General features: G+C 38.0%; 24 protein-coding genes. 6 read left to right on the top strand and 18 right to left on the bottom strand.

Annotated elements, in window-relative coordinates; genetic code table 11:
- Positions 1–98: 98 nt before the first annotated feature.
- The 8 genes from H6G59_RS18355 to H6G59_RS18320 form a co-directional block, all read right to left on the bottom strand.
- The gene (locus H6G59_RS18355) at positions 99–1,865 is read right to left on the bottom strand and encodes a ShlB/FhaC/HecB family hemolysin secretion/activation protein (protein ID WP_190716923.1); all 1,767 of its coding nucleotides are present in this window, start codon (positions 1,863–1,865) and stop codon (positions 99–101) included.
- A 269-nt stretch (positions 1,866–2,134) separates the two neighbouring features.
- Positions 2,135–2,746, bottom strand: a complete 612-nt coding sequence (locus H6G59_RS18350) for a class I SAM-dependent methyltransferase (RefSeq protein ID WP_190716921.1) — start codon at positions 2,744–2,746, stop codon at positions 2,135–2,137.
- A 396-nt stretch (positions 2,747–3,142) separates the two neighbouring features.
- Entirely contained in the window at positions 3,143–3,514 is a 372-nt protein-coding gene (locus H6G59_RS18345; protein WP_190716919.1) for a hypothetical protein, read from the bottom strand.
- A complete protein-coding gene (locus tag H6G59_RS18340) occupies positions 3,507–4,508 on the bottom strand; it encodes an LLM class flavin-dependent oxidoreductase (RefSeq protein ID WP_190716917.1) in 1,002 nt (333 codons plus the stop codon). The genes H6G59_RS18345 and H6G59_RS18340 overlap by 8 nt, the downstream gene beginning before the upstream one ends.
- 126 nt (positions 4,509–4,634) lie before the next feature.
- Positions 4,635–4,970 carry a hypothetical protein gene (locus H6G59_RS18335; RefSeq protein WP_190717054.1) on the bottom strand — a complete coding sequence of 112 codons (336 nt, stop codon included), beginning with the start codon at positions 4,968–4,970 and terminating at the stop codon, positions 4,635–4,637.
- A 404-nt stretch (positions 4,971–5,374) separates the two neighbouring features.
- Positions 5,375–5,686, bottom strand: coding sequence for a hypothetical protein (locus tag H6G59_RS18330; protein ID WP_016949635.1), 312 nt, complete (start codon positions 5,684–5,686; stop codon positions 5,375–5,377).
- Positions 5,687–5,688: 2 nt separating this feature from the next.
- Positions 5,689–5,952: a hypothetical protein gene (locus tag H6G59_RS18325; protein WP_016949636.1), complete on the bottom strand. Its 264-nt coding sequence runs from the start codon at positions 5,950–5,952 to the stop codon at positions 5,689–5,691.
- Positions 5,953–5,988: 36 nt separating this feature from the next.
- Positions 5,989–6,417 carry a hypothetical protein gene (locus H6G59_RS18320; protein WP_190716915.1) on the bottom strand — a complete coding sequence of 143 codons (429 nt, stop codon included), beginning with the start codon at positions 6,415–6,417 and terminating at the stop codon, positions 5,989–5,991.
- A 1,302-nt stretch (positions 6,418–7,719) separates the two neighbouring features.
- On the opposite strand from H6G59_RS18320, the gene cysK reads away from it, so the two are divergent.
- A complete protein-coding gene (gene cysK, locus H6G59_RS18315; RefSeq protein WP_190716913.1) occupies positions 7,720–8,661 on the top strand; it encodes a cysteine synthase A in 942 nt (313 codons plus the stop codon).
- 195 nt (positions 8,662–8,856) lie between these two features.
- Here the strand turns inward: cysK and H6G59_RS18310 are convergent, their stop codons facing one another.
- The 4 genes from H6G59_RS18310 to H6G59_RS18295 form a co-directional block, all read right to left on the bottom strand.
- Positions 8,857–9,348: an ArsC/Spx/MgsR family protein gene (locus H6G59_RS18310; RefSeq protein ID WP_190716910.1), complete on the bottom strand. Its 492-nt coding sequence runs from the start codon at positions 9,346–9,348 to the stop codon at positions 8,857–8,859.
- 186 nt (positions 9,349–9,534) lie between these two features.
- A complete protein-coding gene (locus tag H6G59_RS18305) occupies positions 9,535–10,146 on the bottom strand; it encodes a cysteine dioxygenase family protein (RefSeq protein WP_190716908.1) in 612 nt (203 codons plus the stop codon).
- 228 nt (positions 10,147–10,374) lie between these two features.
- The gene (locus H6G59_RS18300; protein ID WP_190716906.1) at positions 10,375–10,860 is read right to left on the bottom strand and encodes a hypothetical protein; all 486 of its coding nucleotides are present in this window, start codon (positions 10,858–10,860) and stop codon (positions 10,375–10,377) included.
- Between the two features lie 181 nt (positions 10,861–11,041).
- Positions 11,042–11,311 (bottom strand): antitoxin, encoded by a 270-nt coding sequence (locus H6G59_RS18295; RefSeq protein WP_190716904.1) that lies wholly within the window; start codon positions 11,309–11,311, stop codon positions 11,042–11,044.
- Positions 11,312–11,666: 355 nt separating this feature from the next.
- Between H6G59_RS18295 and H6G59_RS18290 the strand changes: the two genes are divergently transcribed.
- Positions 11,667–12,233 (top strand): Uma2 family endonuclease, encoded by a 567-nt coding sequence (locus H6G59_RS18290; protein WP_190716902.1) that lies wholly within the window; start codon positions 11,667–11,669, stop codon positions 12,231–12,233.
- A gap of 39 nt (positions 12,234–12,272) precedes the next feature.
- Positions 12,273–12,521, top strand: coding sequence for a type II toxin-antitoxin system RelE/ParE family toxin (locus H6G59_RS18285; protein ID WP_190716900.1), 249 nt, complete (start codon positions 12,273–12,275; stop codon positions 12,519–12,521).
- A 64-nt stretch (positions 12,522–12,585) separates the two neighbouring features.
- On the opposite strand, the gene H6G59_RS18280 is transcribed toward H6G59_RS18285, so the two are convergent.
- From H6G59_RS18280 to fdxB, 4 genes are all read right to left on the bottom strand, one after another.
- Complete coding sequence (locus H6G59_RS18280) at positions 12,586–13,182, bottom strand: cytochrome c oxidase subunit 3 (protein ID WP_190716898.1); 597 nt, start codon at positions 13,180–13,182, stop codon at positions 12,586–12,588.
- A gap of 336 nt (positions 13,183–13,518) precedes the next feature.
- A complete protein-coding gene (gene ctaD / locus H6G59_RS18275) occupies positions 13,519–15,162 on the bottom strand; it encodes a cytochrome c oxidase subunit I (RefSeq protein WP_190716896.1) in 1,644 nt (547 codons plus the stop codon).
- Positions 15,163–15,260: 98 nt separating this feature from the next.
- Complete coding sequence (locus H6G59_RS18270) at positions 15,261–16,229, bottom strand: cytochrome c oxidase subunit II (protein WP_190716894.1); 969 nt, start codon at positions 16,227–16,229, stop codon at positions 15,261–15,263.
- A 364-nt stretch (positions 16,230–16,593) separates the two neighbouring features.
- Positions 16,594–16,887 (bottom strand): ferredoxin III, nif-specific, encoded by a 294-nt coding sequence (gene fdxB, locus H6G59_RS18265; protein WP_190716893.1) that lies wholly within the window; start codon positions 16,885–16,887, stop codon positions 16,594–16,596.
- A 1,083-nt stretch (positions 16,888–17,970) separates the two neighbouring features.
- On the opposite strand from fdxB, the gene H6G59_RS18260 reads away from it, so the two are divergent.
- Positions 17,971–19,560 (top strand): helix-turn-helix domain-containing protein, encoded by a 1,590-nt coding sequence (locus H6G59_RS18260; protein ID WP_190716890.1) that lies wholly within the window; start codon positions 17,971–17,973, stop codon positions 19,558–19,560.
- 122 nt (positions 19,561–19,682) lie between these two features.
- Here H6G59_RS18260 and H6G59_RS18255 read toward each other — a convergent pair whose 3' ends face one another.
- A complete protein-coding gene (locus tag H6G59_RS18255) occupies positions 19,683–20,666 on the bottom strand; it encodes a sucrase ferredoxin (protein ID WP_190716888.1) in 984 nt (327 codons plus the stop codon).
- A gap of 1,010 nt (positions 20,667–21,676) precedes the next feature.
- Between H6G59_RS18255 and H6G59_RS18250 the strand changes: the two genes are divergently transcribed.
- Positions 21,677–22,645, top strand: a complete 969-nt coding sequence (locus tag H6G59_RS18250) for an ROK family protein (RefSeq protein ID WP_190716886.1) — start codon at positions 21,677–21,679, stop codon at positions 22,643–22,645.
- A 289-nt stretch (positions 22,646–22,934) separates the two neighbouring features.
- Here the strand turns inward: H6G59_RS18250 and H6G59_RS18245 are convergent, their stop codons facing one another.
- On the bottom strand, positions 22,935–24,623 hold the full coding sequence (locus H6G59_RS18245) for a potassium channel family protein (RefSeq protein WP_190716884.1): 1,689 nt from the start codon (positions 24,621–24,623) through the stop codon (positions 22,935–22,937).
- Positions 24,624–24,790: 167 nt separating this feature from the next.
- Here H6G59_RS18245 and H6G59_RS18240 point away from each other — a divergent pair, with 167 nt between their 5' ends.
- Positions 24,791–25,279, top strand: coding sequence for a hypothetical protein (locus tag H6G59_RS18240; protein ID WP_190716882.1), 489 nt, complete (start codon positions 24,791–24,793; stop codon positions 25,277–25,279).
- Positions 25,280–25,623: the final 344 nt, after the last annotated feature.

Genomic DNA, 25,623 nt, shown 5'->3' with positions numbered 1-25,623 from the left:
AGACGCGGGGACGGGCAAGACGCAGAGATTCATTTGTCGCTTTAATTAAGTGATGTGAAAAGTCTTTTTAGAGAATTTTATGCCTTCACCAAAAATATCTAAAAAGGGTTATATTCTATGGAGAAATAAAGTCCATTTTCTTGTAAAGAATTTCCGCTTTTTTCGACATTAACTAAAGGAATACCCCAATCAATTTTGGCGTTAAAATTTTCCCCTACTAGCAAGCGCAAACCTACACCTACAGAAGCTAAAGTTGGCTGTTTGATATCTACATTAGAACTAGAGTGATTCCAAACAGTACCCAGATCAAAAAAGGGAGATACTTGTAAAGTGGTTTCTAACTTAGGAATGCGAAGAATGGAGGTACGAACTTCTGCGGAAGCAAATAAGCCATTATCAGCTAATAAATAATCCTGTCGATAACCGCGTACACTTTGTTGTCCACCGGCGCTAAATTGTTCTAAAGCAACTAAAGGACGATCGCTCAATTGGATATCTGATCTCAGTACTAAAGTTGTATCTGGTGTTAATAAACGTAAGTACTGGGTTTGTCCACGCCATGTCACAAACTGACTATCAGGGGCTGTGTTATTATTTGTGGCATTAAAAGCATCAATACCAAAGCTAAATTGCGATCGCACCGCAAAGACTTGTACATTATCCCGCTGAGTATATTCCTGAAAAAAGCGGATTGCAGAAATCCTCGTTTCCCCTTGATCATTTGCACCGGAAGATAAGGGATAAGGCTCATTTAACAGCGATGTTTCTGATTCTTGTCTAGAACCACTTATCCCCAAGGTAAATTCTTGATTAGGGGTTTGGTACAGCGGTTGACGATAGGTAATTTGATAATTGCGAGATGCAGATTGAATATCTAAGACGTTAAAGGGTTTTTCAATAATGTTAGTATTGGTGCGACTGTAGCTCAACCCGATAGTACCGTTTTGGGGGTTAATGGGGACAGTGTAGCCCAGATCATCGATGGAATGGCTTCCGTCAGTATTGATATAGCCAACATGAAAGCGATCGCCAAATCCTAACAGATTATTGTGATTGATTTGCACTTGACGACGTACAGTTCCCACACTAGGCGATCGCTGATTATCAATACTTATCTGCGTTGAAAAAGCATCTTTCTCTCGCACCTTAATCTCTAACACACTCACACCGGGACGGGAACCAGCGGCTAATTCTGCTGATAAGCCAGCAATTAGAGGATCAAGTTGCAGCATTTGCAAAGCTAGAAGTAAGCGATTTTGATCCAAAGGAGTCTTTGTTCCTAATCCCAATCTACTGCGAACATAACCAGGTTGCAATCGTTTTAAACCGGAAATATTAATTGATTCCACTTCACCTTCAACTACTGCAATTTTCACAGTCCCATCTTGCAATTCTTGGGGAGGTATATAGGCTCCAGAAGTGATATATCCTCTCTGCACATATAATTGATTAATAATTTCTTGAACTTGCTGTAATTCAGCAAAAGAAATCGGGCGTTTAGTAAAAGGTTCTAGTAATTTGGCTAGTTCTTTTTGACTAAAAACAGTACTACCAATAACTTCAAATTTTGTAACTGTAATTTTCCCAGGAATCTGCTCCAAAGATGGTTGGGGGATTAATGGATTTGGCTCTGTTTGTGGGAATAATTCTTCCAGCGGTGGTAAGGTATTTTCTGGTAAAGGTTGAGGATTAGGTAATACTGACGGTTGTTTTTCTGTTCCTCTTAGTTGCTCAAGTGTCGGTGTTCCAGTTTGGATAATTACTTGAGCATTAACTGGTAATAGAAGACTGGAAATAAAAAATTCAAAAGACAAAATGGAAAAATAAAATATCCATTTTTTGAACTTTTGGTGATTACTCTTCATGATAATTAAATCTGATTTCTTAAATCTAATAGCTAGAATGCAGACTGAATCACCGATATAGTGATTTCACTTACCGATAGATATTATTATACATTTATAGTATATCTTTTTATACTCTATTCACCGCCAAGATGGTTAAGACATTAACTGATAGCCCATAGCGCAGCCTAAGAGACACTGAAAAGCTTTTAGCACTCAATACCTTCACCATTTTTCTGTAGGTTGAGCGTAGCAAAACCCAACTTAAGAATCAGGAATTATTTTAATTGTTAAGCAGGTTTGGCGAAAATTGTCAACAACACAAAACCTAATAAATAGTAGTGACCTAAGCACAAAAGTCCAGCATCAGAACCTAGTTGTTCACGCTGTTCTCGACTATAGAATTTAATTCCTGCCGGAGATTTTGCCATGAATTGAAATATTGAGTTATTAGCAGTGATATCAACTAAATAAAAGCGTCCACCGGGAGAAAGTACCCGTGCTACTTCATTTAAAACTTGTTCTGGTTGAGAATAATGTAAAAAACTGATAGTATTAAATACGGCATCAAATTGACCTTCAGCAAAAGGGAGGTTTTCAGCATTCCCTTCAACATAAATTAATCGGGGATGGTGACGATTATTTTGTCTAGCAACCCGCAACATTTGCGGAGATAAATCTAATCCTGTTCCTCGGATTTCTGGAAACTGACTTGCTAATCGATCTAGTAAACGTCCAGTACCACAACCTAAATCAAGGACATTCGCATTTGGTGCTAATTCGACTTTGGAAAGCAATCTTTTATGAATGGCTTGATAAATAAAAGAGGGAAAAGTCCAATCATAGCTGGATGACCAACGGTCAAAAAGTTGCTTTTTATTATTGATAATGTTATTGTTCATAGCTGGTATATTCTGATATTTATTTCATTATAACTAGATAAATAATATTTGGTTTTTGAAATATACGTAGGGTGGGCAATGCCCACCAACGCAATGATTCGTAATATCAAATCACTTAATTAAACCTCGTCTGTGCGTCTGTCCATTTGTATCAACCTGAAAGTGAAACGGTATAAGGCATAGCCTACCTAAGAGACTTAAAATTTTTCAGCTATCATTAATAGACATCTCCGACAAAGATTGTAGAGCCGAGAATCCCTACCCATGAAACGTTTCTACAAGGATTCCAGATAACGCATATTTAATTTTCACTGCTATGTCTAATGATTCCTCTAGATAGATCCTCGACTTGTTTGAGAAGCCGAGGATCAGGTCATGGAAATCTAATGAAAGAACTTACAACCAGTCTCGATAAGCCGAGATTTCATTAATGCCAATTTCAAAGGGCATTCCTTTGCCAAATGGCGGATAAACTCGGATTTTCGCGTCAGTGGTAAATCGTTCCAGCCGATTACCCAATTGAGGAATATTACTGACTATATGCCAGTAAGATACTATATCTGGACAGTCTACAATCAGCATCAGAGTGGTAAGATGAGTTGTCATATACCACTGACAATTAGATAGCAGAACTTGGGTAATGCGATCGCACGAATGATAAAAGCACCTCCCAATCGACTGTTCTAATTCCATATGCAGCATTCCGTCCTCTTTTGTCACCTCTATAGGAGGTAAGTCATCAGGAGGAAGCAAGGGGAGTTTAGACATAATTTCGCACCTCTTGATTGTAGCGCTGCAAACTCTCTCGATTTTTTTGCAGAGAAGAAGATGAGGGTTTGAGCGCTAGTGTGCCGAGATCTAATTCGTCCTGAAATTTCTTGATTTTGTCGCGACAGGTTTCTACATCACCAATAATCGAATTTTCAAGCAAATAGTCTTCATCAAAACAGATATTTGTTCGATCAAATGGTTTCTGAGGCTGGGGACTATTCTGCATTACTTGAGTGGTGTTAGCGATCATTTTCTGGCTAAATTGGCGGATGAAAGGTAAGGCTTCGCTTACAGCTTCATCAGAGGTTTTAGCCACAAAAAAGAACCGTGCTAACAGAAATTTATCCGCACCACTGGAATTTAATTGCCGATATTTGCTGACTGTATTCTTCAATCTTGTCAGGGAAAAGGGCGGACCCCCCATTAAGCCAAAGGAATTTTCAGCAGCAAATTTAATAGCATCATCATCACCACTGGCAATATAGACAGGGATAGGTTTTTGTAGTGGTTGGGGATAAACTGTCAAGCGATCGCACTGATAGAATTGCCCATTAAATGATACGTCAGTTTCATATAATAGCTTTTGAATAAGTGCGATCGCTTCTAGCATCATGGCACGGGATTTAGACATCGATACGCCAAAATGCTGATTTTGTTGAGGAAAAGGTCCCCCTTTAGCTACCCCAAAAGCCAATCTACCACTACAAAGATTATCCAAAGTAGCAATATCCTCAGCTACCCGAATTGGGTTGTGAAACGGCAATAATACCGCCCCAGTCCCTAAACGAATAGTTGACGTAACACCCGCCAAATGTGCCATTAACAGCAAAAGTGACGGGCTGAGATTGGATTCATTAAAATGATGTTCACTCACCCAGGCTTCTTCAAAACCTAAGTTTTCCGCCTGTTTCACCAGTAAAACCTGTTCAAAGATGGCGCGACGGACATCGTGATGATGATTTTCGTAATTGCAGAAAAGTCCTGTTTTCATTTTTGGCAAACAAAATTTTAGTACAGCACAGCAGAAATAATTAAACAGTTAGCATCAGACAAAAACGTAAATTACATCAACATTATTGCCTTCTACCTTCTGCCTTTTAACTTCTACCTCCTTCCACTAAGCTGCCACTAAATGCAACTCTAACCATAAGCGCGGTTCGGATTGCTTAAGTTTAGACATCGGGTCATGCAGCAATCGCTTGGCATTCATACAAACAACTTGAATGAGTCCCATATTTTCTGCTACTTCCCTCAGTATTTCTTTTTGCGCTTGCACATAGGGCAAAATATCTTCAGAACAATAAATCCCTACATATTGAAAGCGTTTAGCAGGTCGTCCCCAGAAGCAGGTGATGACTTTCACATGACACCCTTCCAGTAGTTCCCCAGTGTTCGGGTAATAGTGGTTAACGACTCTTGTGAATTCTTTAGCTAGGATATCTTCAGCAATCATTTGACTGACTATTTCTGTAGCGTCCATCACTGTGATTAGCATAACATAAATTTGTCAGCCAAACATGACAAAACGCCAATTAAAGTTAAATATATTCTTAAAATAATTCGTAATTCGCAATTTGTAATAGTGCCTACGGCAGGCTACCGCCAACGTAATTCGTAATAGTGCCTACGGCAGGCTACCGCCAACGTAATTCGTGAAATACATCTTCAAAAAAAAGAGGTGTACTCTAATTGAGTATCACCTCTAAATAATGACCATATATAATGAATTCAAAATTTATTAACTGGCACAATTGAGTAAGAGACACGAAAGAAGAACCTTTTATTAGCTGTTTATTGTTGGGCAAAAAACAGCAAAACCTCTCCCCATTTCCGGCTGATTAATACAGCACTTCTGAATTAACGGGAATTGCGTTCAGCAACTAAAACATCAGCTATGATATCTGGTACATTCTTTAAATCCACATATCCCTCAGAACCAGAGATAGGAGAATTAAATGTATAATTTGGGTCACAGGCTCCTGTATCGTAAACTTGAATAAACCACTTATCAGGAAAACCCTCAACACCCAATTCCACAATGTACCAAAACTCACCCATTAACCGCGAGTTAAAGATAGTGAACCAATCTCTGTAATCTTCAGAAATATTCCAGTCTGCCAAAAGGAATTCTAGAGCTATTTTTCCAGCATCAGTTGAAGTCAATAGCATTATTACTCCTGATGTGCAACCTCATTGGAAACTTCAGGATATAAACCCAATTGTTTAGCTAATTCCTTCGCTATAAAAAATAAAAACTGAGCGCCATCTTGATTGCCTTCATGAGCAAACATAGTAGCTACTTGTAGCATTGAATGTACTAAACCAGAATCAACCAATTCAGGTTGAGATTCTAAAACTTCTGGTTCTTGACCATTAGGACATTGGAGCAATTCATCAATTAAATTAAAATATTGTGTTTGGCGTTCGTCTGTCATGGTGAATTAGTTTAGGGTGAATAAGAAAACTGAAAATTATTGCTCTATACTTTGTTGCCAAAGCCTTTCTAGCATTTCGACTTGTGCTTTTAAAACAGCAGTGCGATATACAAGATACCTGTCATAAACAAGAATCCCGAAGCCAATACAAATAGGTGTACCCAAGACCAACCATTGCAAAATTGTAGCGATTCTATATTGTTCCACTAGAATTTGCAGTTGTACAAAAAAATTATATTTAGATAATTTTCTGTTAGCTGGAGATTGAGGAGTATTTATGCTCTCTGGTTGGAGAGATAAAGAATCAGAACCTTTATTAATATTGGTGACTTGACAGGATAAATTCTGTGTCTTAACTAACTCTATATGTCGTCCCCAAATTAAATTAAATACTAATAGCCCTGGAGAAAGCACAGCTAAAGTAACGAAACAAACTGTCAGAATATTTAAAATTTTTAATTTCATCTTCGCTCTCCCTTCCTAGGTAGCATTAACCCAGTAAGAAAATGTATTTTATGGTCTATTACTGCACCTTCTTCTTGTCAATTCTCAAACAGCCATCAAATTTTAGATTCTCAATATACACCTAGTAGATGACACCCAATATTTAAAATCTCAAATCTCAAATCTCAACTCTTCTAATTTTTTGCATCTAAAATTGGCAGGTTTATGAGTTACAACTAGATGTGCAATCTACTCATAAAGTATTACTAAGCAATTCAAAATTAAAAATCCCAAATATACTCCCTTTTGTATTCACTAATACTGACAGGATTTAACTGCTTTTGAAGAGAGATTAGAACCGACTTAGGGGTAAGAAGTCCCCCCTAGTTCTCCAGACTTTCGTCTAGGAATTTCGGGGGGTAGAGGGGAATCTCTGCGTAAATCCTATTCATGTTTATAGCAGTCACCTCTCCAGAACACAGTTTACCCCACCGGGATTAAGATTATTAAACTCATTACAATAGTACTCAAAGCCTAAAAGACTTATCTACTCAGACTTATAAAATTTATTTGGGGTAGAGGTGCTAGTGTTTTTGATAGGGGGTACTAGCATTTATCTGTTGGGGTTCGGGGAAGTTTGTACTCAAGTTAAACCCATTATAGGCTAATGTTTGAGGATATTTGAAGGTGATAATTAAGGGTAAAAACTTGTACTCAAATAACAATATATCATGACAAAGTGGAACTGAATTTAAAATAAACTAAATATCTCAAAAAAACAATTAAATAATTCGTAATAGTGCCTCCGGCAGGCTACGCCAACGTAATTCGTAATTCAGTTTTGCAACAGGGACGTAAACCCACGGAACTTGTTAAACTTTGTAAGAGGATGTCTGAGAAGTATCAGAATTGATCAAGATCCCCCCTCACCCCCCTTTCCCAGGGGGGATAAATTACTCAAAGTCCTCCTTTTTAAGGAGGATTTAGGAGGATCTACAAGTGTTAGATACCACACGAAAAAGTTTTCAGACATCCTCTAAAACCGATTATTTTATCAACATACAAGCACATTATTTAGATGCTGATTATTTTGGGTTTTGCATCTTCACCCAGTAAAAATGATACTATCTTGGTAGCATATCCTAGTCTTTTTTGGGTTGTGTGCCATGAATATTTTGATTCAACACCAGGCATCATCACTATTTTAAGCAGCCGTGATATCTGCTCCCAGTAAATGTTACTCAACTACAAATTAAATAAGTAAAAACCTATTATTATGAGTAAAGACTTAGAAGTAATATTTAGAATTTTAGGAGTTAATAAATGCGAATTGCTCAAGATGTAACAGAACTTATTGGCAAAACACCCTTAGTTGGGCTGAACAAAATTCCCCAAGCCGAAGGAGTAGTTGCCAGAATAGTTGTTAAATTAGAAAGCATGAACCCAGCAGCTTCCGTCAAAGACCGAATTGGGTTGAGTATGGTACTTTCAGCCGAAGCAGAGGGTTTAATTATCCCAGGAAAAACCGTTTTAGTCGAACCTACCTCTGGTAACACCGGCATAGCTTTAGCAATGGTAGCAGCTGCCCGTGGCTACAGTTTGATTTTAACCATGCCAGAAACCATGAGCCAAGAAAGACGTGCCATGCTGCGCGCTTATGGTGCAACTTTGGAGTTAACACCGGGTCCCCAAGGAATGCGGGGAGCAATTAGCAAAGCTGAGGAAATAGTGGCTCAGACTCCCAATGCGTTTATGTTGCAACAATTTCGCAACCCAGCAAATCCGAAAATTCACCGAGAAACAACGGCTGAGGAAATTTGGACAGATACTGACGGGGAAGCAGATATATTAATTGCTGGTGTAGGAACCGGAGGAACAATTACTGGTATTGCAGAGATACTTAAACAACGCAAGCCAAGTTTTCAAGTGATTGCGGTTGAACCTAGCAACAGTCCTGTCCTCTCTGGAGGTGAACCCGGTTCCCATAAAATTCAAGGAATTGGTGCAGGATTTGTACCCGATATTTTGCGTCAAGAATTAATTGATGAAGTGATTCGCGTCAGTGACGACCAAGCAATGTCTTATGGACGCAGATTAGCAAAAGAAGAAGGTTTATTATCAGGAATATCATCTGGTGCGGCTTTGTGTGCTGCTATTCAAGTCGGTCAGCGTCCAGAAAATGCTGGTAAATTAATTGTGATGATTCAGCCTTCTTTTGGTGAACGCTATTTGAGTACTGCGATGTTTCAAGAATTGATGAGTTAAGTTAATTTATTGACCCAAATTCTTAGTATTTTTTAGGTTGGGTATTGAAACGCTCACATAATCAGGATCTACAAAATTTGAAGATTTGCAAGATTGAGGATTATTCTGATTCATCCTGTAAATCCTTTAATCCTAAAAATCCTGATTCTGAAATTTTTCATCCTCAGAATCAGGATTGACTGAATATTAAAATATCTAATGCTGGTGTTGTTCTTTTCCGTGATGTTTACAACCACCTTCACCGTGATTGTGTTCATGATTATGACCATGAGAACAACCTTGGAGGTTCTGCTGCATTAGGCTTTCGCTAATTTCCTTTAAAGAGTTATCGACAGCTTTTAAGCCTATCCATGCGTCGATTTGCTCGACATCAAAGCCTACTTCACGTCTATCTCCTACTTCCAGTAAAGGACGACGAATTAATAAAGGATCTCTGAGCATCATTAATAAAGCGGTGTCACCGTCGATTTTCTCAGGGTTAACCTCTCCTGATTTTACCCTCGGTGCGGCTTTGTTGAACCATTCGACTACAGGGCGATTTCCAAAAAATGAACGCAATCTTTCTGCTGTCCAAGGTTCTGTTAATAGACTGTATGTTACTACCTCATGACCTGCGGCTGTCAGCAAAACTTTTTGCTTTGTACCACCTTTACAGCCTGGTTTTTCATAGAAAATTACTCTGGCCATTGGTATTTCTCCTATAGTGTTCTGGTTCAATTTCTGGATAGGAAATAATTAACCGCAGATAAACGCAGATAAACGCAGATGAAAGATGATGGATTTGATTTATAGGTAAATATTCAGGATTTTTTTACCTATCAGTTCTTACCTATTTATCACAATAATCAGTTTTTTCTGTTTTTGCCACTACATTTAAAATTTTTTAGCAATGTGGTTAATGATATCAAATTCAAATCTCTTTTTGGGGTCGGTTTCTCCATATATATTCAATGTGACTGTCGGTTCTTCTCCCACAGCTTGCACGCAATGTATTGTATCAGGTGTAAAACTGATAATATCACCTGGAAATAAATTTATTTCTCCGGTTTTTTCAATTTGATCAGGAAACTCTGGATGAGAACTACGCCGCCAAAATGTATTTTTTTCCTCACCTTTTAAGACTGCTACTACTCCCCATGTTCCATGATTATGAATATTGGAAATTGTCCCCGGTGCAAATGTGACTGTTTGCACGGTTAAGGGAAATCCTAATTCATCATATAACAGTAAAACTGATGTTCCCGTTTTACTATCAGGTTCTAAAAATTGACTGTTTACCCAATAAGAATTTATAATTAATCGCCTTACCAGCATTCTAATTTCAGGGAGACGAGTTGATTCATCCTCAACATTATTGAGAACATCTTCTACCTCTGTCAGAAACCGATATAGGCGATAATTATCACGCAATAAATCCCATATTCTCGCTGATTTACAGATTTGATGCTCTCCATCTCCAGCTACAAACCAATCCTTACCTTGCATAATTTCTATCCTATCAATTAGGAATATTTGGGTAAGAAAAGCATGGGAGGATTGGTTTGAGGCATCTTAGTTATAGGAGTCACAGGAGATGAAGGAAGCATGGGTAAGATAACATTATTGTTACTAGATGTTGAGAGTGTGTGATCAGAGATTTGGGTGTAAAACCAATTATTCATGGTGATTGGGGACTAGGTAATAGTTTTTGACAATTACAAATTACGAATTATTTTAATCATCTTCTTCTGGTGGACAGGTTAAAATATCCAGAAGAATGCCAGCACCAAAATCATTTTTTTCATCAATACCTTTAATTCTGGTACTGATTTCCTTGGCTTGCTCTAAATCTCCGAGTTTAGCTAATACCAATCCAGAAGCAGCATAAGCATTCAAGTACAATCTGATTTGTGGTTCTTCGTGTCGCTGCACTAAGATGGATTTTAGGTCTTCCCAATTATCAGGTAACTTTTCTATTTCTTTAATTTTAGCAATTAATTGCTCTGCTGTTGTCAGTGCTAGAGGATAATTATTTTTGTAGTAAAAATATCTATAAGCTGCTACTAAAACATCTGTATTTCCCTGAGTTTTAGCTAAAGCTTGTTGCATATACTTTTCTGAGATTTCTGTATTTTCCCAAGTCTGTGCTGCTAATATCAATAATTCCTTTACATCATCTGCTACATCAAACCATGAGAATTTGTTTTGGTTAGGTTGCATAATATTTAAACATAGTAAATTGTCTGAATCAGGATATCCAGGATTTAAGGATTTTCAGGATGTAATTTACCAATTACCAATCTAATTTATTTTAGAACATACACTAGACGTAATTCTGTAAATTTTAGATTATCTCAATATCTATCTTGAAAAATAATAAATAGTTAACCAAAATCATAACTTACACACAAATAATACCATCCTGTAAATCCTGATGTTGAATATCATCTAAGGGTAATAATCCTGCATCCACATCGGGAAAGTCTTCTTCGATGTCGTCTAATGTAGCAAAGATTTCCAGTAGAGATTTTTTCTTGTAGGGTTCAATAATTAATTTTCCGTCTTCTTCTCGGATGATGACTTCTGTTGTTGATAAACTTAATTCGGGAGGAATTGTTAATGTTTGGGTGTTTCCTTCTTGAATCAGTTTAACGTGATATTTTGTATTCATTTGAATTATCCTCTTTTTGATTGTTTACTCTTTAGAGTAGAGTTAGGTGGGTGGATAAAACAAAGGTGCTAAATTGTTGCACATTCGTAAAAAACTGCTATCTTATTCTTCGTTGCGTCCTTCAGCTTTTTCTTCAATGGCGCGATATTCATCTAAACTATAACGACGCTCAACAGTGGTAATCATTATGCTGTCACCGATTACGTAGCAAGTATTATAATTATAGCAAAATTGCGGCTAATTGTCAGAATCAGGATATCCAGGATTTGAGGATTTACAGGATGCGATTGGATGATGTTTTAATACTTGTAAATAATGTTAAAATTAAACCATCAGTAATCATGGAGTAAATGTCATGGTACGAACTAAACATAGATTTGCAAGTTTTGAAGAATATTTATCTTATGATGATGGCACTGATAACTTGTATGAATTGTTTAATGGAGAGTTAATTGAAATGCCACCAGAATCAGGGATTAATGTGCAGATTGCCACATTTTTATTAATTCAATTCGTTTCACTCTTAGGCTATAAAAGAGTGCGGGGACATGGTTTGGAATTGGAAGTAAGAGGAGAACCAAGAAACCGTTATCCTGATCTGACTATTATTCGAGAAGAGCATATTCAACAATTAGCAAGCCGTAACACGATTCGCCTCTCAATGTTACCACCTTTGTTAGTTGTTGAAGTTGTTAGCCCTGGGGAATTACAAAGAGATAGGGATTTCATCGCCAAGCGGTTACAATACCAAGATTGTGGTATTCCTGAATATTGGATTATTGACCCGCAAACTAAAAGCATATTAGTTTTAGAATTAATTGATAAAACTTATAATGAAATTGGTATTTTTTCTGGTGATGATTTAGTTATTTCTCCACAATTTAATGAAATCAAATTACAAGCATCGCAAATTTTTGATTAACATAAAGGCAAAGTTTCGTCATGCTCGTGAGGCGAATACATGAATCAATGTTTAATTTCGCCCCAAGCAATTCGAGATTTAGACAGCATTTCAGAATATTTTTTAACCAGAAATATTGAGGCTGGAGAAACGGTTTTTAAAGAGTTCACAAAAAAATGTGACAATTTACTCTATTTTCCCAATATGGGGCGTAGTTATGAGTATATAAGACAGGGAATGCGTGGCATTCATCTTAATAGTTACATCATTGTTGTGAACGGTCGCCAAGATTTAGAATCTTTATTTTAAGATTAGAAAATTGATAAGAGGTAAAAGGATTGTAATTACCAATTACCAATTACCAATTACCAATTTACAAAGCGTTAAGAATGTAAACCAAAGTGAAGAGAACAATCCAAATAATATCAACAAAGTGCCAGTAAATTTCTGCCATTTCGATGCCAGTGTGTTTGGTGGCAGAATAATGATCACGACGTAAAGAACGCCATAACACACCCAAGATTAACAACAGTCCGATAAAGACGTGTAAACCGTGGAACCCAGTCATTAAATAAAAGCAATTGGCGAAAACATTGGTGGTTAGACCGTATCCCAAGTTCATGTATTCATAAACCTGACCACCTAGGAATACAGCACCCATAATTGCGGTAATGAAATACCAAAACCGCATCCAACCTACACTATTTCTTTTAATTGCCATATCACCAAAGTGAATGACAAAACTGCTAGAAACAAGAATGATAGTGTTAATTGTAGGGATAAATAATTCTACCTCAGTTCCTTCTGGTGGCCAAACTGCGGTAGTACCTCGAAAAAACAAATAGGTGGCAAAAAATCCCCCAAACATCAAAGATTCAGAAACCAGAAAAGTCAACAGTCCCCAAACTCGCAAATCTTGATGTTCTTCGTGTCCAGCTTCGTGATGTTCACTGGTTGTAATTGCAGTCATTTCATTTACCTACTATTCATTTCTCTATTAGCTGTCTCACCCGCCTGGGAATGAATTCCCAGTCTAATAGCCCAAGTCCGTTAAAACGGACTGAAAACCGGATTTGTTAGTCGGTTTTAACCGACTTTTGCTATTAGCCTTGTACTTGAGTACTGGTTGTAATTGCAGTCATGCTATTTACCTACTATTCATTTCTCTATTAGCTGTCTCACCCGCCTGGGAATAAATTCCCAGTCTAATAGCCCAAGTCCGTTAAAACGGACTGAAAACCGGATTTGTTAGTCGGTTTTAACCGACTTTTGCTATTAGTGAGTAAACTATGTCAATGTCTGCGTTTTAACTGACAGCCTCAGTCACCGATGAAGATTCATCATGAATATGACCGTAGTCATAAGGGCCATGAGTAACAACAGGTAAAACTTCCCAGTTTTCGATAATTGGAGGTGAACTGGTTGTCCATTCCAAAGTCAGACTTTCCCAGGGATTATCACCTGCGAGTTCTCCTTTTTTCCAACTGGTAATGGCGTTGTAAGCGAAGGGAATCACAGAAATACCCAAAATGAATGCGCCAATGGTGCAAAGCTGGTTTAAGCTGACAAATTGGGGGTCATACATGGCAACTCGGCGGGGCATTCCTTGTAAACCCAGTTTGTGCATGGGTAGGAATGTCAAGTTAGTACCGATTAAAGTGAGGACAAAGTGAATTCTTCCCCAGGTTTCGTTCATCATTCTGCCGGTCATTTTGGGGAACCAGTGATATATACCTGCGTAAATACCAAAGACGGAACCACCAAAGAGAACGTAGTGGAAATGTGCGACTACATAATAGGTGTCGTGGACGTGAACATCAAAGGGTGCTGTTCCCATTGTTACGCCGCTTAATCCACCCATGACGAACATGGAAAGTAAGCCGATCGCAAATAGCATGGCGCTGGTGAAGCGAATCTTGCCTCCCCAAAGGGTTGCAACCCATCCGAAGATTTTGACACCGGTGGGAACTGCAACTATGAGGGTAGAAATGGTGAAGAACATCCGCATCCAACCGGGTGTGCCACTGGTGAACATATGGTGAACCCAGACGAATAAACCGACGACGCAAATAGCAACTGTGGAAAATGCGATCGCTTTATAACCAAAAATCGATTTGCGCGCATGGGTGGGAATTACTTCCGACATAATCCCGAAAATCGGCAGAATCATCAAATAAACCGCCGGATGAGAATAAAACCAGAATAAATGTTGGTAAATAACGATGTTACCACCTGCATCTGGTTTGAAGAAGGAAGTACCAAAGTTAATATCAAACAACAGCAGAATTAAACCTGCTGCTAATACTGGTGTAGATACAAGTGCGAGGACGGAAGTTGCTAAAATTGCCCAGCAAAATAGGGGAACTTGATCCCATTTCATGCTGGGAACTTTCATCAACAAAATGGTGATGACAAAGTTGAGTGAACCCAAAATTGAGGAAGTTCCCACTAACACGATCGCTAAAATCCACATGGTTTGCGCGATAGGTGCTGTAACTAAGCTTAAAGGTGGGTAAGCAGTCCAACCTGATTGGGAACCACCAAAAATAAAACTGAGTAACAACAGTAAACCAGCGGGTGGGTTTAACCAAAATGCGATCGCATTTAATTTGGGAAACGCCATATCTCTAGCACCCACCATCAACGGGACTAGATAGTTACCAAATCCCCCAATTGCACTGGGGACAATCCACAGGAAGATCATGATCGTCCCGTGATTGGTCATGAAGGCGTTGTACAGATTAGGATCAAGAAAATCGGAATCTGCGGTGGCTAACTCGGTGCGAAGTGCGATCGCCATCAACCCACCGATCAGATAAAATGCAAACGCTGTCACCAAATATTGAATCCCAATCACCTTGTGATCAATATTAAAAGTGAAATAATCTCGCCATTTCCACGCTGTAGGGTGTGTGTGTGGCGTATTTGGTGGAAATTCTAACTGTGTCATCCGATTTTGGATTTTAGATTTTAGATTTTGGATTAGGGATTTTCAGTTATCAGTGGTCAGTTATCAGGTAATAATAACTAATGACCAATGACTAATAACTAATGACTAATAGCTAATGACTTAATAGCTTCTGCACTCACTCCCATATCATTTATGTATGGCGTAAGAAATTCAGAAGTAGATAAATTAGCTGGATTTACAGCCACAACTTGAGGTTGTCCTTGCTGTTGTGCTAACTGGTTTTCTGTCAACCAGCTATCAAAATCTTCTTGGGTGTGGACTATCACTTGCGATCGCATGGAACCGTGATAACCACCACACAATTCCGCACAAACTATCGGATAAGTACCTGGTTTGGTAGCGACAAAACGTAATTCTGTAGGGATACCAGGAAGTGCATCTTGTTTGAGACGAAATTGGGGAACCCAGAACGAATGAATTACATCATCTGCTGATAAATTCAACTGCACATCAGCACCAACAGGAACGTGTAATTCACCAGCAGCAATACCAGTTTCGGGATAGTTAAATAACCAAGCAAACTGAATCCCTTTCACATCAACAACCAAATCCGCTGGTTTACCTTGAGTTTGGGGACTTGCACCAATACCAATCCCAGCAGTTACAGCCTCAGAACCATCATTCATGGTAGCAGCCATTGCACTACCGGAAACATGAGCCATCTGTCCATGAGGATGACTTCCTGGTTCTAAGCCTCCCATTTGGTTATAAATATCCACACTGTAGATACCCAAAGCAATCACAATTACAGTAGGAACTGCTGTCCAAAAAATTTCTAAGGCTAAGTTACCTTCTACAGGTGTACCATCACCATTATCTCCTGGACGGCGACGATACATAAACAAGAAAATTAGAATCGTTCCTTCTACTACTAAAAATAAAGCAACAGCAATGGTAAACATGATATTGAAAAATCCGTCTACCAAAGGCGCTTGTTGCGATGCTTGTACCGGTAGTAGATGATGATTTTGACCAATCCAGATGCTGATAGGGGAAATTATCATCCCAGCTAACAGCGTCCACAACGACACAGGAACTTTTTGCATACTAGCTGATCTCTATCCATTATCAGTTATCAATCTGTTCACTGATTTAAACCAGCGTTTTTGATTTTCACTTACTAACGTTCTAACTTACACCTAATCAGAAAGGGGGTAAACTTCCATATTTTTTCATATCTTACATTCTGAAAATGCTCAGATTCCCGACATCTTCTAGAAACCGGGAATCTAGTTTTTTAATTCTGTTAATTAATAACAATTTGTAATTTATATTTTTGTTTATTGTGAACTTTTTAACTACTTCAGATAAGGATTGAGTATTCCCCTCTAATTACCTTGTTTGACTAATGTATGGAATTAAATCATGTCTCCTGGAGAGGATAATAACTTTAGTTAATTCCCAAAAGTCTTAGTTGTCTACTGTTGTATGAGAATAACAGTTCTTGGGACAAATCCGAGAACAAGCTTCACAACCAATACAGTTTTCTGGAGAAGTAACTGACATTACTTTCCGTTCAATTTCTTCATCATCTTCATCTTCCACAAATTCGCCTTCTTCGTTTAGCGCCTTCAACCCTAAAACATTGTGGCCACATACTTTAATACATCTGCCACAACCGATACATTTATCTTTGTCAATTTCTTGAGCAAATTTAGGTGTCCAAGCCTTACCGCCAAAAGTCACTCCTGTTAATGTTGCCATGAATTTATCCTCAGCAATTCTGCTTACAAATTAGTTGGTGATTTAATCTTCATACTAGCCTAATATTTTTTAAATTTGCTAATAAAAATTAACTTTTTTATCATGTTTTGCTGACTTGCTAAATAATCTCAATTCCCTTTAGATAATTAAGTATCTTAGCTGCAATTGATTATTAATAAATTTCCTAAAAATCAATCTCAATAAATCCTGATTTAGAGCAATTTAAATTTGATTAAATACAACCTTAACTCTATCCTCCCAATCGAGACAGGTACATCATAGTCTCGTAGGGTGAGCAATGCCCACCAAACTTACACCAAACTTATATTTCAAAAATCAAATATTATTTCTAGAATAATCCATTTAATATTGATATTTTTTAGCAAATAGAATATGAAAACTCTAGATAAACAATGCGCTTTAACAGTATTAGTAGATACTAAAAAATACCAAATTAAAAAATAATCGTGACAGATGGAAAACCGCAAAGCTTATGCAATCAGTCCTTTACAACCCCAAAGCTAAAATCTCAAATCCAACATGATAAAAATATTAGTTCCTTGTTATGCAAACGTCTATACAAATACAACTATAAGAAAAGTTATATTTTTGTCTTAATTCAATTTATGCCCAAGAATAAATTTATGAAAAAAGCTGTAACTTCTATAGCAATATCTGAATTTATCTTAATTGCAAATAAAAACAATTCAGCATCAGTTAGATGTTCCTCAAAAACACTTTGAGTAAGGATTTGTGGTCAAACAACAACACAAATATTAAGAAATATTCCTAAGCTCATTGTGAACAAACTTAGCAAAATCTTTATGAAATGTATAGTTAATGAAGAAGTAATGAAGCCTTAGTTTCAATATCTTAAATCAGTGAATAGTCAACAGTGAACAGTTATTAAGGATATGCTGTGATGTTTCACTAAACTATACAACTGATAACTGATAAGTGAGGCGAGAAAAACATTTCTTGTCATGGAGATACTTTGGTAGCAAGTTATGAATCAAAAGGAGACATCGAGGGGAGACTTGAGCCAAACATCTCAGCACAGCAATTAAATTAGGAAGAAGTCTAATGCCTTATACAATTCCTAACAAAAATTGCATTGGATGTGACAACTGCCGCCCCCAATGTCCTACGGGTGCAATCAAAATCGAAAATAATGAATATTGGATTGATCCTTGTCTTTGCAACAATTGTGAGGGTTATTATCCTGAGCCACAATGTGTAATTGCTTGCCCAACAAACGCTCCCATACCTTGGCAAGCAAAAAAAGGCAGATGCAAGGTTGACGCGCGAGAACCTACCAGTCCTGATTTGTTTTCCAACGGCAAGAATCACCCTTTTGCTTCGGCAATAGTTATCTGGGAAGCTTGCAATTTACTAGCACAACGCAAATCATTAAATTGGGAAACAGATGCAGAAGGTAATTTACATTATAGCCGACAAGTTAATCAAGGTCGGGGTGCAATTTCTTTTCACATCCAAGACCCATTTCAAGTTAGCAACCTAGCTCAAAATTTACAAGCAATCGAAAATATAGATATTCGAGCAGCTTGTATTCATCTAATTTTTGCTGCCCATGCTACAGCCTTAGATCAATCCTGGGAACAGGAATTTACCATTGACGAACGACAAATTGAAAACTACTTGGGGTTAGAGAAACGCAAAGACCTGAATAAAATAGCCAAGCTATGTTTAATCAAGAACATCATCCAACAAGCTTGCTCACTTATTGTTTCCATTGACTGGCCTGAACGGGGTAGAGTTCCCGGATTTTCCATCACAAATAGTCGCTTATGGCATTTAACAAATATTCAGCACCATTTTCAAGAAGATGCTCAGGGGTCTAAATATTTGATTGGACTGACATTTACAGTCAAAGCAGGCATCTGGGCGCAGCATTTCTTAAATAAACAAGCCTGTAAGGAGCGAAGTGGATTCTATCAATATGGTAGTCTCCCCAAAACCGTATTAACTACAGTTATGAGTCTTTGGCAACAGCATGAAGGCGCAGTTAGACTTATGTTATGGTTACTATTTAAAACCAAAATGGGTAGAGAACAACGCATCACCATTCCTACCTTGCTGCGCGTTGCCTATGGTGAAGAAAAAGTCAACCTAGCTTCTAGATTACGAGATGAACGTAAACGCTTATTGCGAACATTTGAAAATGATTTGGAAGTTCTCAATCATTATGGAGTCAAAGCATTATTTGACCCAATTACCTACCCGCCAGAAATTCAACCTTTGTGGGCGAAATTAGTTGATATTCCTGAAGATCCAGATGAGGCTTTAGAATTTTGGATTAATGACGGTAGCGGTGATAATCGTCTCACAGATAGTGGACCTCGTGGGAAGTGGAATTTGTTGATGAATGCACGAATTTTATCTTTTGAACTTCCCCCAGAATGGGAACAGCACAGTTCAGAAGCAGAGAAAAAAAAGCAGCGTCATGTTAGGAGTAAAAGAACTCTTAAAAGTACAGATGATTTATTAGGTGAACAGATTTTGCAAGCTCGAAAGAATATCAATATTTCCCAAAGAGAATTAGCCAAGCTTACAGGTAAAAGCCAAAGCTGGATTCGTGATGTAGAAAATGGTCGTCTTAAACCTAAGTTAGAAGATCAAGCGCTTTTAAGAAAGGTGCTGAATATACTTTAACTTAATTTTAAGTGCGATCCTGTTCAAAAATTCTGAATCGTTTGATTCCCTAAGTTGGGGTAAAGCGTAATGCTCAACCCCTACCACACACTTTTGTTCTTCTTTTCTGCTGATTGATTGCACTAATAATTATTTGCATAAGTAGCAACTTTTCTATCAGCAAGCCAAAGATTAGCTACAGCATATTTAACAACCACAGATTCTTGTGTAGCATGACAAGAACTTTTTAATGCTTGTGTTTTAACTGGATCTTTCACAAGTTTAGCCTGGTATGTGTAGAGAGAACCAGCGGGATTTTCAAAAGTTAGCTCGGCTAACATTGTATTATTATCTAAACTTTGCTCTAAAATTTTACCGGCTACTTTGTAGTTGAACCAATCCCAACCTTGTTGGAGTATTATTTCTCTTTCTAAAATCTGTAATGCAGATGGCAAAATTCCCCAACCACGATATACTTTATTCAAAAATTGAATATCACCAGTCCGAGTTAAAATTGCTCTGAAGGAATCTTGATCTAGTACACCATAATATCTGGCTTCTGGAAAATCTATCGCTGTGGGAGCAAAACGATGTCCACCAAAGTGAGTCGATTTCCACATCCTGACATGATCTAAATTTAAATCAGCAATAGTATTTTTGGCATAAAAGTAAAAAGGATTGCCATATCTCGCGCAACACTGATCATGGCTACCGTGAGTACATACTAAAATATCTCTAGTTATACTGGTTTCTACTTGATAATCAGGACTGTCTCCCGATAACCATTTCCGCACAACTCCTGCAACTTGCTCAATATTCGGCAACTTAAACTCTTGCTTGCTGTAGCCATTACTTAAACCTTGTTGTTTTTGATAAATCAGCAAAGTTGTTGTTTCTATTTTATGCGATTCATCATTAGTAATTAACAGAAACCGAATCGGTAATTTACTGCGCTGTACTTCTTCAACTAAAACACGTAAATTATCTGGAACCCATTTGGATTTAAATGCTTCGGAAATCCAAGGTTGAGGGCATTCAACCAAAATATAAGTTTGATAATTGGTGGCACTACCAATAATTTCTTCTCCTATTTGTCGAGAATAATCGGAGCAAAAAAAAGTATCCATATAGGTTTACTCAAGAATCAATTTTATAGACAAAGGTAATGAAAAAATAAAATTGTGTTTTTAGCTACCAGTTCTGAGGCTAATTGGTTTACCAGCTAAAAACAGGTGGCCACTTTATAAGTTTCTGGTTTTTTAAAGTCTTTCCGGTTAATAAATCCTCCATTCCCCAAACTTAGCCTTTATGAAAACAGTAATTACGTGGCAGATAACTCAAGTTGGTATTAAATTTATTTATGTCTAAATAAATTTGCGTAATTAAAGAGCAGATAGACATTGCCCCCAAACCCTTTCCTCGTAGGGAAGAGAAGATTAAAAACCTCTCTTCTTGTAGGGGAGAAGTTTGGAAACAGGTCTTATCTTTAATTAAGACTCCCTTATCAATGGCTTTTGTCTGTATACCTAACGGCATATTTTCACAAGGTTGAAGTTGATTAATTTTTAAAAGCATATTGCTAATAATTCTCAATTGACTACGAAAAAAATATAAGCTATCAAACTATGGGCTGGAAGAACAATCAGACAATTGAACTTACCAACTAAATATTAAATCATTTAACTTACTTTAGCCTCAACCTATCTAGGTTATTGTCAAAATCAGCCGGAAGACAGAGAAGGATTTTGATCTCTGGTGCTGTACTCAAAGTGCATCAACCATTAAGATACTGAAAACCTGATTTTGCAAGTTTTTTGAGTTTCTGTATCAAGAGTAACAGAATTTAATCATAAAAGCAAGTAGTTGATAAATTTTCTCATTTTTGCAAATATTTCTCATCTTGTTTGGCTTTAAACAAGTTTAATCCGCATTTCATAAAATAATCATTAGAGTTTTCAATGTAATAAATAGATATGCTGTTAATAATGCGCCCAAATTTATGGGAAAGGGTCACTTTATGCACGACGGCAACAGTCTATTGGCGTGATAATTGAGTAATTGGTAATGGGGAAAAAGGTAATGAGTCAAACTGGTTTCCTATTACCAATAACCAATAACCAATAACCAATAACCGATTATGACATTAATATTAGCTCTTGATTTTGGCGGAACTAAACTAGCAGCAGCGACAGTAAAAGCTGGTTCTAGAGAATGGTTGCGTTATGAAAATCGCCTCTCACCAGCAAATGCGGATGCGTTGAGTGATATAGAAATTATGCGATCGCTCATTGATTCCGTGCTAGATAAAAATAAACCCGATGCTATCGGTGTCAGCTTTGGTGGCCCAGTAGACGCAGCCACAGGAATGGTAAGACTTTCTCATCATGTTCCAGGCTGGGAAAATATTCCCCTCAAAGACTTACTAGAAGAAGATTACAAAGCTCCTGCCAGTGTAGACAACGATGCTAACGTAGCTGCTATTGGCGAACATCGATTTGGTGCTGGTCGGGGATATGATAGCTTGTTTTATATCACCATCAGTACAGGAGTGGGTGGCGGTTGGATACTCAACGGTAAACCTTGGCAGGGTGCTGGTGGTATGGCTGGGGAAATTGGACACATGGTTGTAGATCCCACAGGGCCAGTCTGTTTATGCGGAAAACGGGGATGTGTAGAACGTTTAGCCTCCGGTCCCTACATGGTGCAAAATGCGCGGGAACTTTTGGACAAAGAAGCTCAGGATTTCTCAACCAACACAAGAGGAGAAATACTTAGATATTTAGTAGGCAATGATTTAAACTTACTCACCGGGCAAGTCATCAGCACAGCTGCTGCTAATGGGGATGAATTGGCTCAGGAAGTGTTGTACAAAGCGGCTTGGGCTTTAGGTGTAGGTATTGGTAATGTAGCCAACTTGATGAATCCCCAACGCTTTGTTTTAGGTGGTGGTGTCACCAAAGCCGGGGACAGTTTTTGGGCAACGGTACGCAAGGTAGCACAGGAAACCGCATTACCAGAAGTTAATTTTGAAGTTGTGCGGGCGTTGTTGGGGGATGATGCGCCGTTATGGGGGGCTGTGGCTTTGGGTTTGGATGTTGCCCGGTGAATTGGTATAAGTAGACCAGTATAAATATTTGTCGTTGGGATAAGGCAGGGGGAAAGAGGGTTTTAGCCTAGTTCATTCCAAATAGTGCCGCCGAAAGACTAGGACTAGGCCAACTGTCTTCAATTTTCAATTTTTAACAAGTTCCGTGGGTTTAAGTCCCTGTTCCAAAACTTAATTACAAATTACAAATTACAAATTACGAATTACGAATTACGAATTACGAATTACGAATTACGTTGGCGCAGCCTGCCGGAGGCACTATTACGAATTATTTTAATTGTTCACATCATCAACCTATAATCGGCTGCTGTTCCTCGCGCCATAATTGATATAACCGATTTGCAGGAATAGTCATATACAAAATATCTCCAGCACTGAGGTTAGTTTCTAATAAATCCCAGCCATTTAAAGTTTGATGATTTGTCTCTAAATACAAAGGTACAAAATCAGCAGATCTGGCTACATCTTTCACCCATTGACCACAAAAAGGGTGTAAAGGTGTAATTAAAGTGGCAAAAGCTACCCACAAACTATCGGCAATAATCCCATTCCCAATAATCCTACCCCCAAGGGCAGCAGCAGCAAAAGCAGGGGCAGCTAATTCCGCCGGACTCAATACAGCTTCAAAATCAAATACCTGTTGTGCCATTCCAGCAAAATCAGGATCAGCGTAATTAACAATTACAGGAATTTTGGGTTTTAAACACTTAGCTTTGAGCGCAATTTCTAAATTAGTCGCATCGTTATTAGTAACAGCCAAAACGGCTGCCGCAGTATCTATATTACTGATTTGTAAAGTTGTCAGAAAACTGGCATCAGCAAGAATTACGGGAATACTCATTCCCCTAGCAGTGTTAACATATCTATTATTAGGATCTGTTTCAATTACGACTACTTCATGGCCACTGGCGTGAAGTTGCTGGATAATTCTAATACCAATCCCACTCAAACCACAAACAATATAATGACTACGTTGGGGAATTCTGGCAGCATCCCAAAATTGTTTGAGGCGAGTACCTAAAACAAAATCGGTGAGCATAGCATACCAAATACCAAAAACTGCTGCCCCTGCCAGCATCATAAAAACTGTAAATAATTTAATGCTGTTGGGTGCTTGTTCTACTACTTTATCATTACCACCAGCACCTGTAATCATGCCCACAGCAAAATATAAAGCATCAACAAAGGAGATATTTAATTTAGTAGAAACATAGGTAAATGTAGCCAGTAAAATAATTACTACTAGCACCATTGCCATGACTATTACAGATTGGGCGTGTTTCTGAAACTCCCGGATACTTGTAAATATTTTTAGCAGTTTTCTTGCTAATGATTTCCGCGATTGATTGACGCGAGGTTGAATGCCAATAATTAAGCGATCGCCCACTTTTAATCTTTGTTCAGACAATACCGCTGATACTAAATTCATCTTCCCAACTACAGGTAGATAATAAATCAGCATCCGCGTCTTATCTTCCCATAAATCACTTATTTTCTGACCTATCCAAACATGATCCTCGTCAATATATTCTTCCTGAATTGGCCAAGTTTGCTCAAATAACTTAATTTGTCCTATTGCTTGATTTCCTAAAGCAGCAAAAGTAAATACTGGTGCTGCCAACCCGACAACACTCATACTTAAATGGTCTACTATAGTTTGATCTAGACGTTCACCTAAATTTGTATTATAGAAGCGGTTAATAATCCGAATATGGGAATTCAGTACCCGCGCTTGCATCATAATTGACAAATTTAGCGCATCATCAGAACCAGCAATTACTAAAGTATGTGCTTGCTCAATTCCTGCTGCTTTTAGGGTAGAAGCTGCGTATAAATCGCCAACAATTACATCTCCCGAAGCTTCGCCAGGTATGGGTTTGCGATGAATACCAACGACTAAAGCACCCTGTTGTCTCAGCAAACGAAAGATTTTATATCCAGTACGTCCTAAGCCACAAACAATTATTCGAGGTTTCATGAAACAGCCGCATTATTTACAGGAAAGGCTGCATATCAGTTCTTCATTTTCATTGTTGCTCACTTAGGAGAGAAATTACTGTAGCTGAAAATACGATAAGTTCAAATTAGATGGCACTTTCACAAGTTTTTTAAGTCAAGTTGATTTAAATACCTGGAATGTGAACCATGAAAAATCTATTACAACTAACCAAACTAAGTAGTATTTTGGCTCCCTTATTAGTAGCGGTAACAGTTTCTAATATAGCCTTAGCCCAGCCACAATCAGGCCCCATTGCTGAACCTAATGTCAAGCTGAATGTACAACGCACTAGTGGTAATTGTCCGCAAACAGTGGGGTTATGGTGGATTACTCTACCTTATGAAGGTGGCGCAGAACATACAGTAGTTGCGGATACTAGAGCATTTGCAGATTCAGTTAAATTAGTTTCTTCTAATCAGCAATATGTAGAATTTGTTTCCCCATTACGCAGTGACTACGCTTCTTGTGTTGGTCAAACTCGTAACCAAGAATATAAATTCTACACCGTGCAATTTAAGAACAAAAAAGCTTATTTCCGGGTAGATTTGCGAAAAATTAACGCCCCTGCTCAGGAAATTACCTACAAAACTATCACAGCCTCCCGTCCTTATGTGCGATGGGCGATCGCAGACTAAGTAAAATTACAAAAAAACTCTGTGTGATATCATGTTCACTTAATTACTTATCCAAAAAAACTCTCCGCGTCGGCCTTAATTATCAGTCTTTAACCGAACACGATATGACTCTGCTCTGCGCTTACTCCGCGCCCCTCTGCGTTTAAAAACTCTACTCAGACCAGCTTTAAGACACAATCAACATCCACATACTGCTACCTAAAACAACAGATCCCAAGGGGAGCAACGCGATTTTGTGAGGTAGGGCAAAAAAAGTGCGATCGCCAAGTTAAAAACAGGCATCACTAAAAAATCTTTACCGTACAAAAAAATGATTTTACACATAACAAATAAATAATATTACT

The sequence above is a fragment of the Anabaena lutea FACHB-196 genome (genome assembly GCF_014698305.1).
Classification (GTDB): Bacteria; Cyanobacteriota; Cyanobacteriia; order Cyanobacteriales; family Nostocaceae; genus Anabaena; species Anabaena lutea.
The sequence above is the reverse complement of the archived record's forward strand: the minus strand, read 5'-3'. Positions and strand labels throughout refer to the sequence as shown.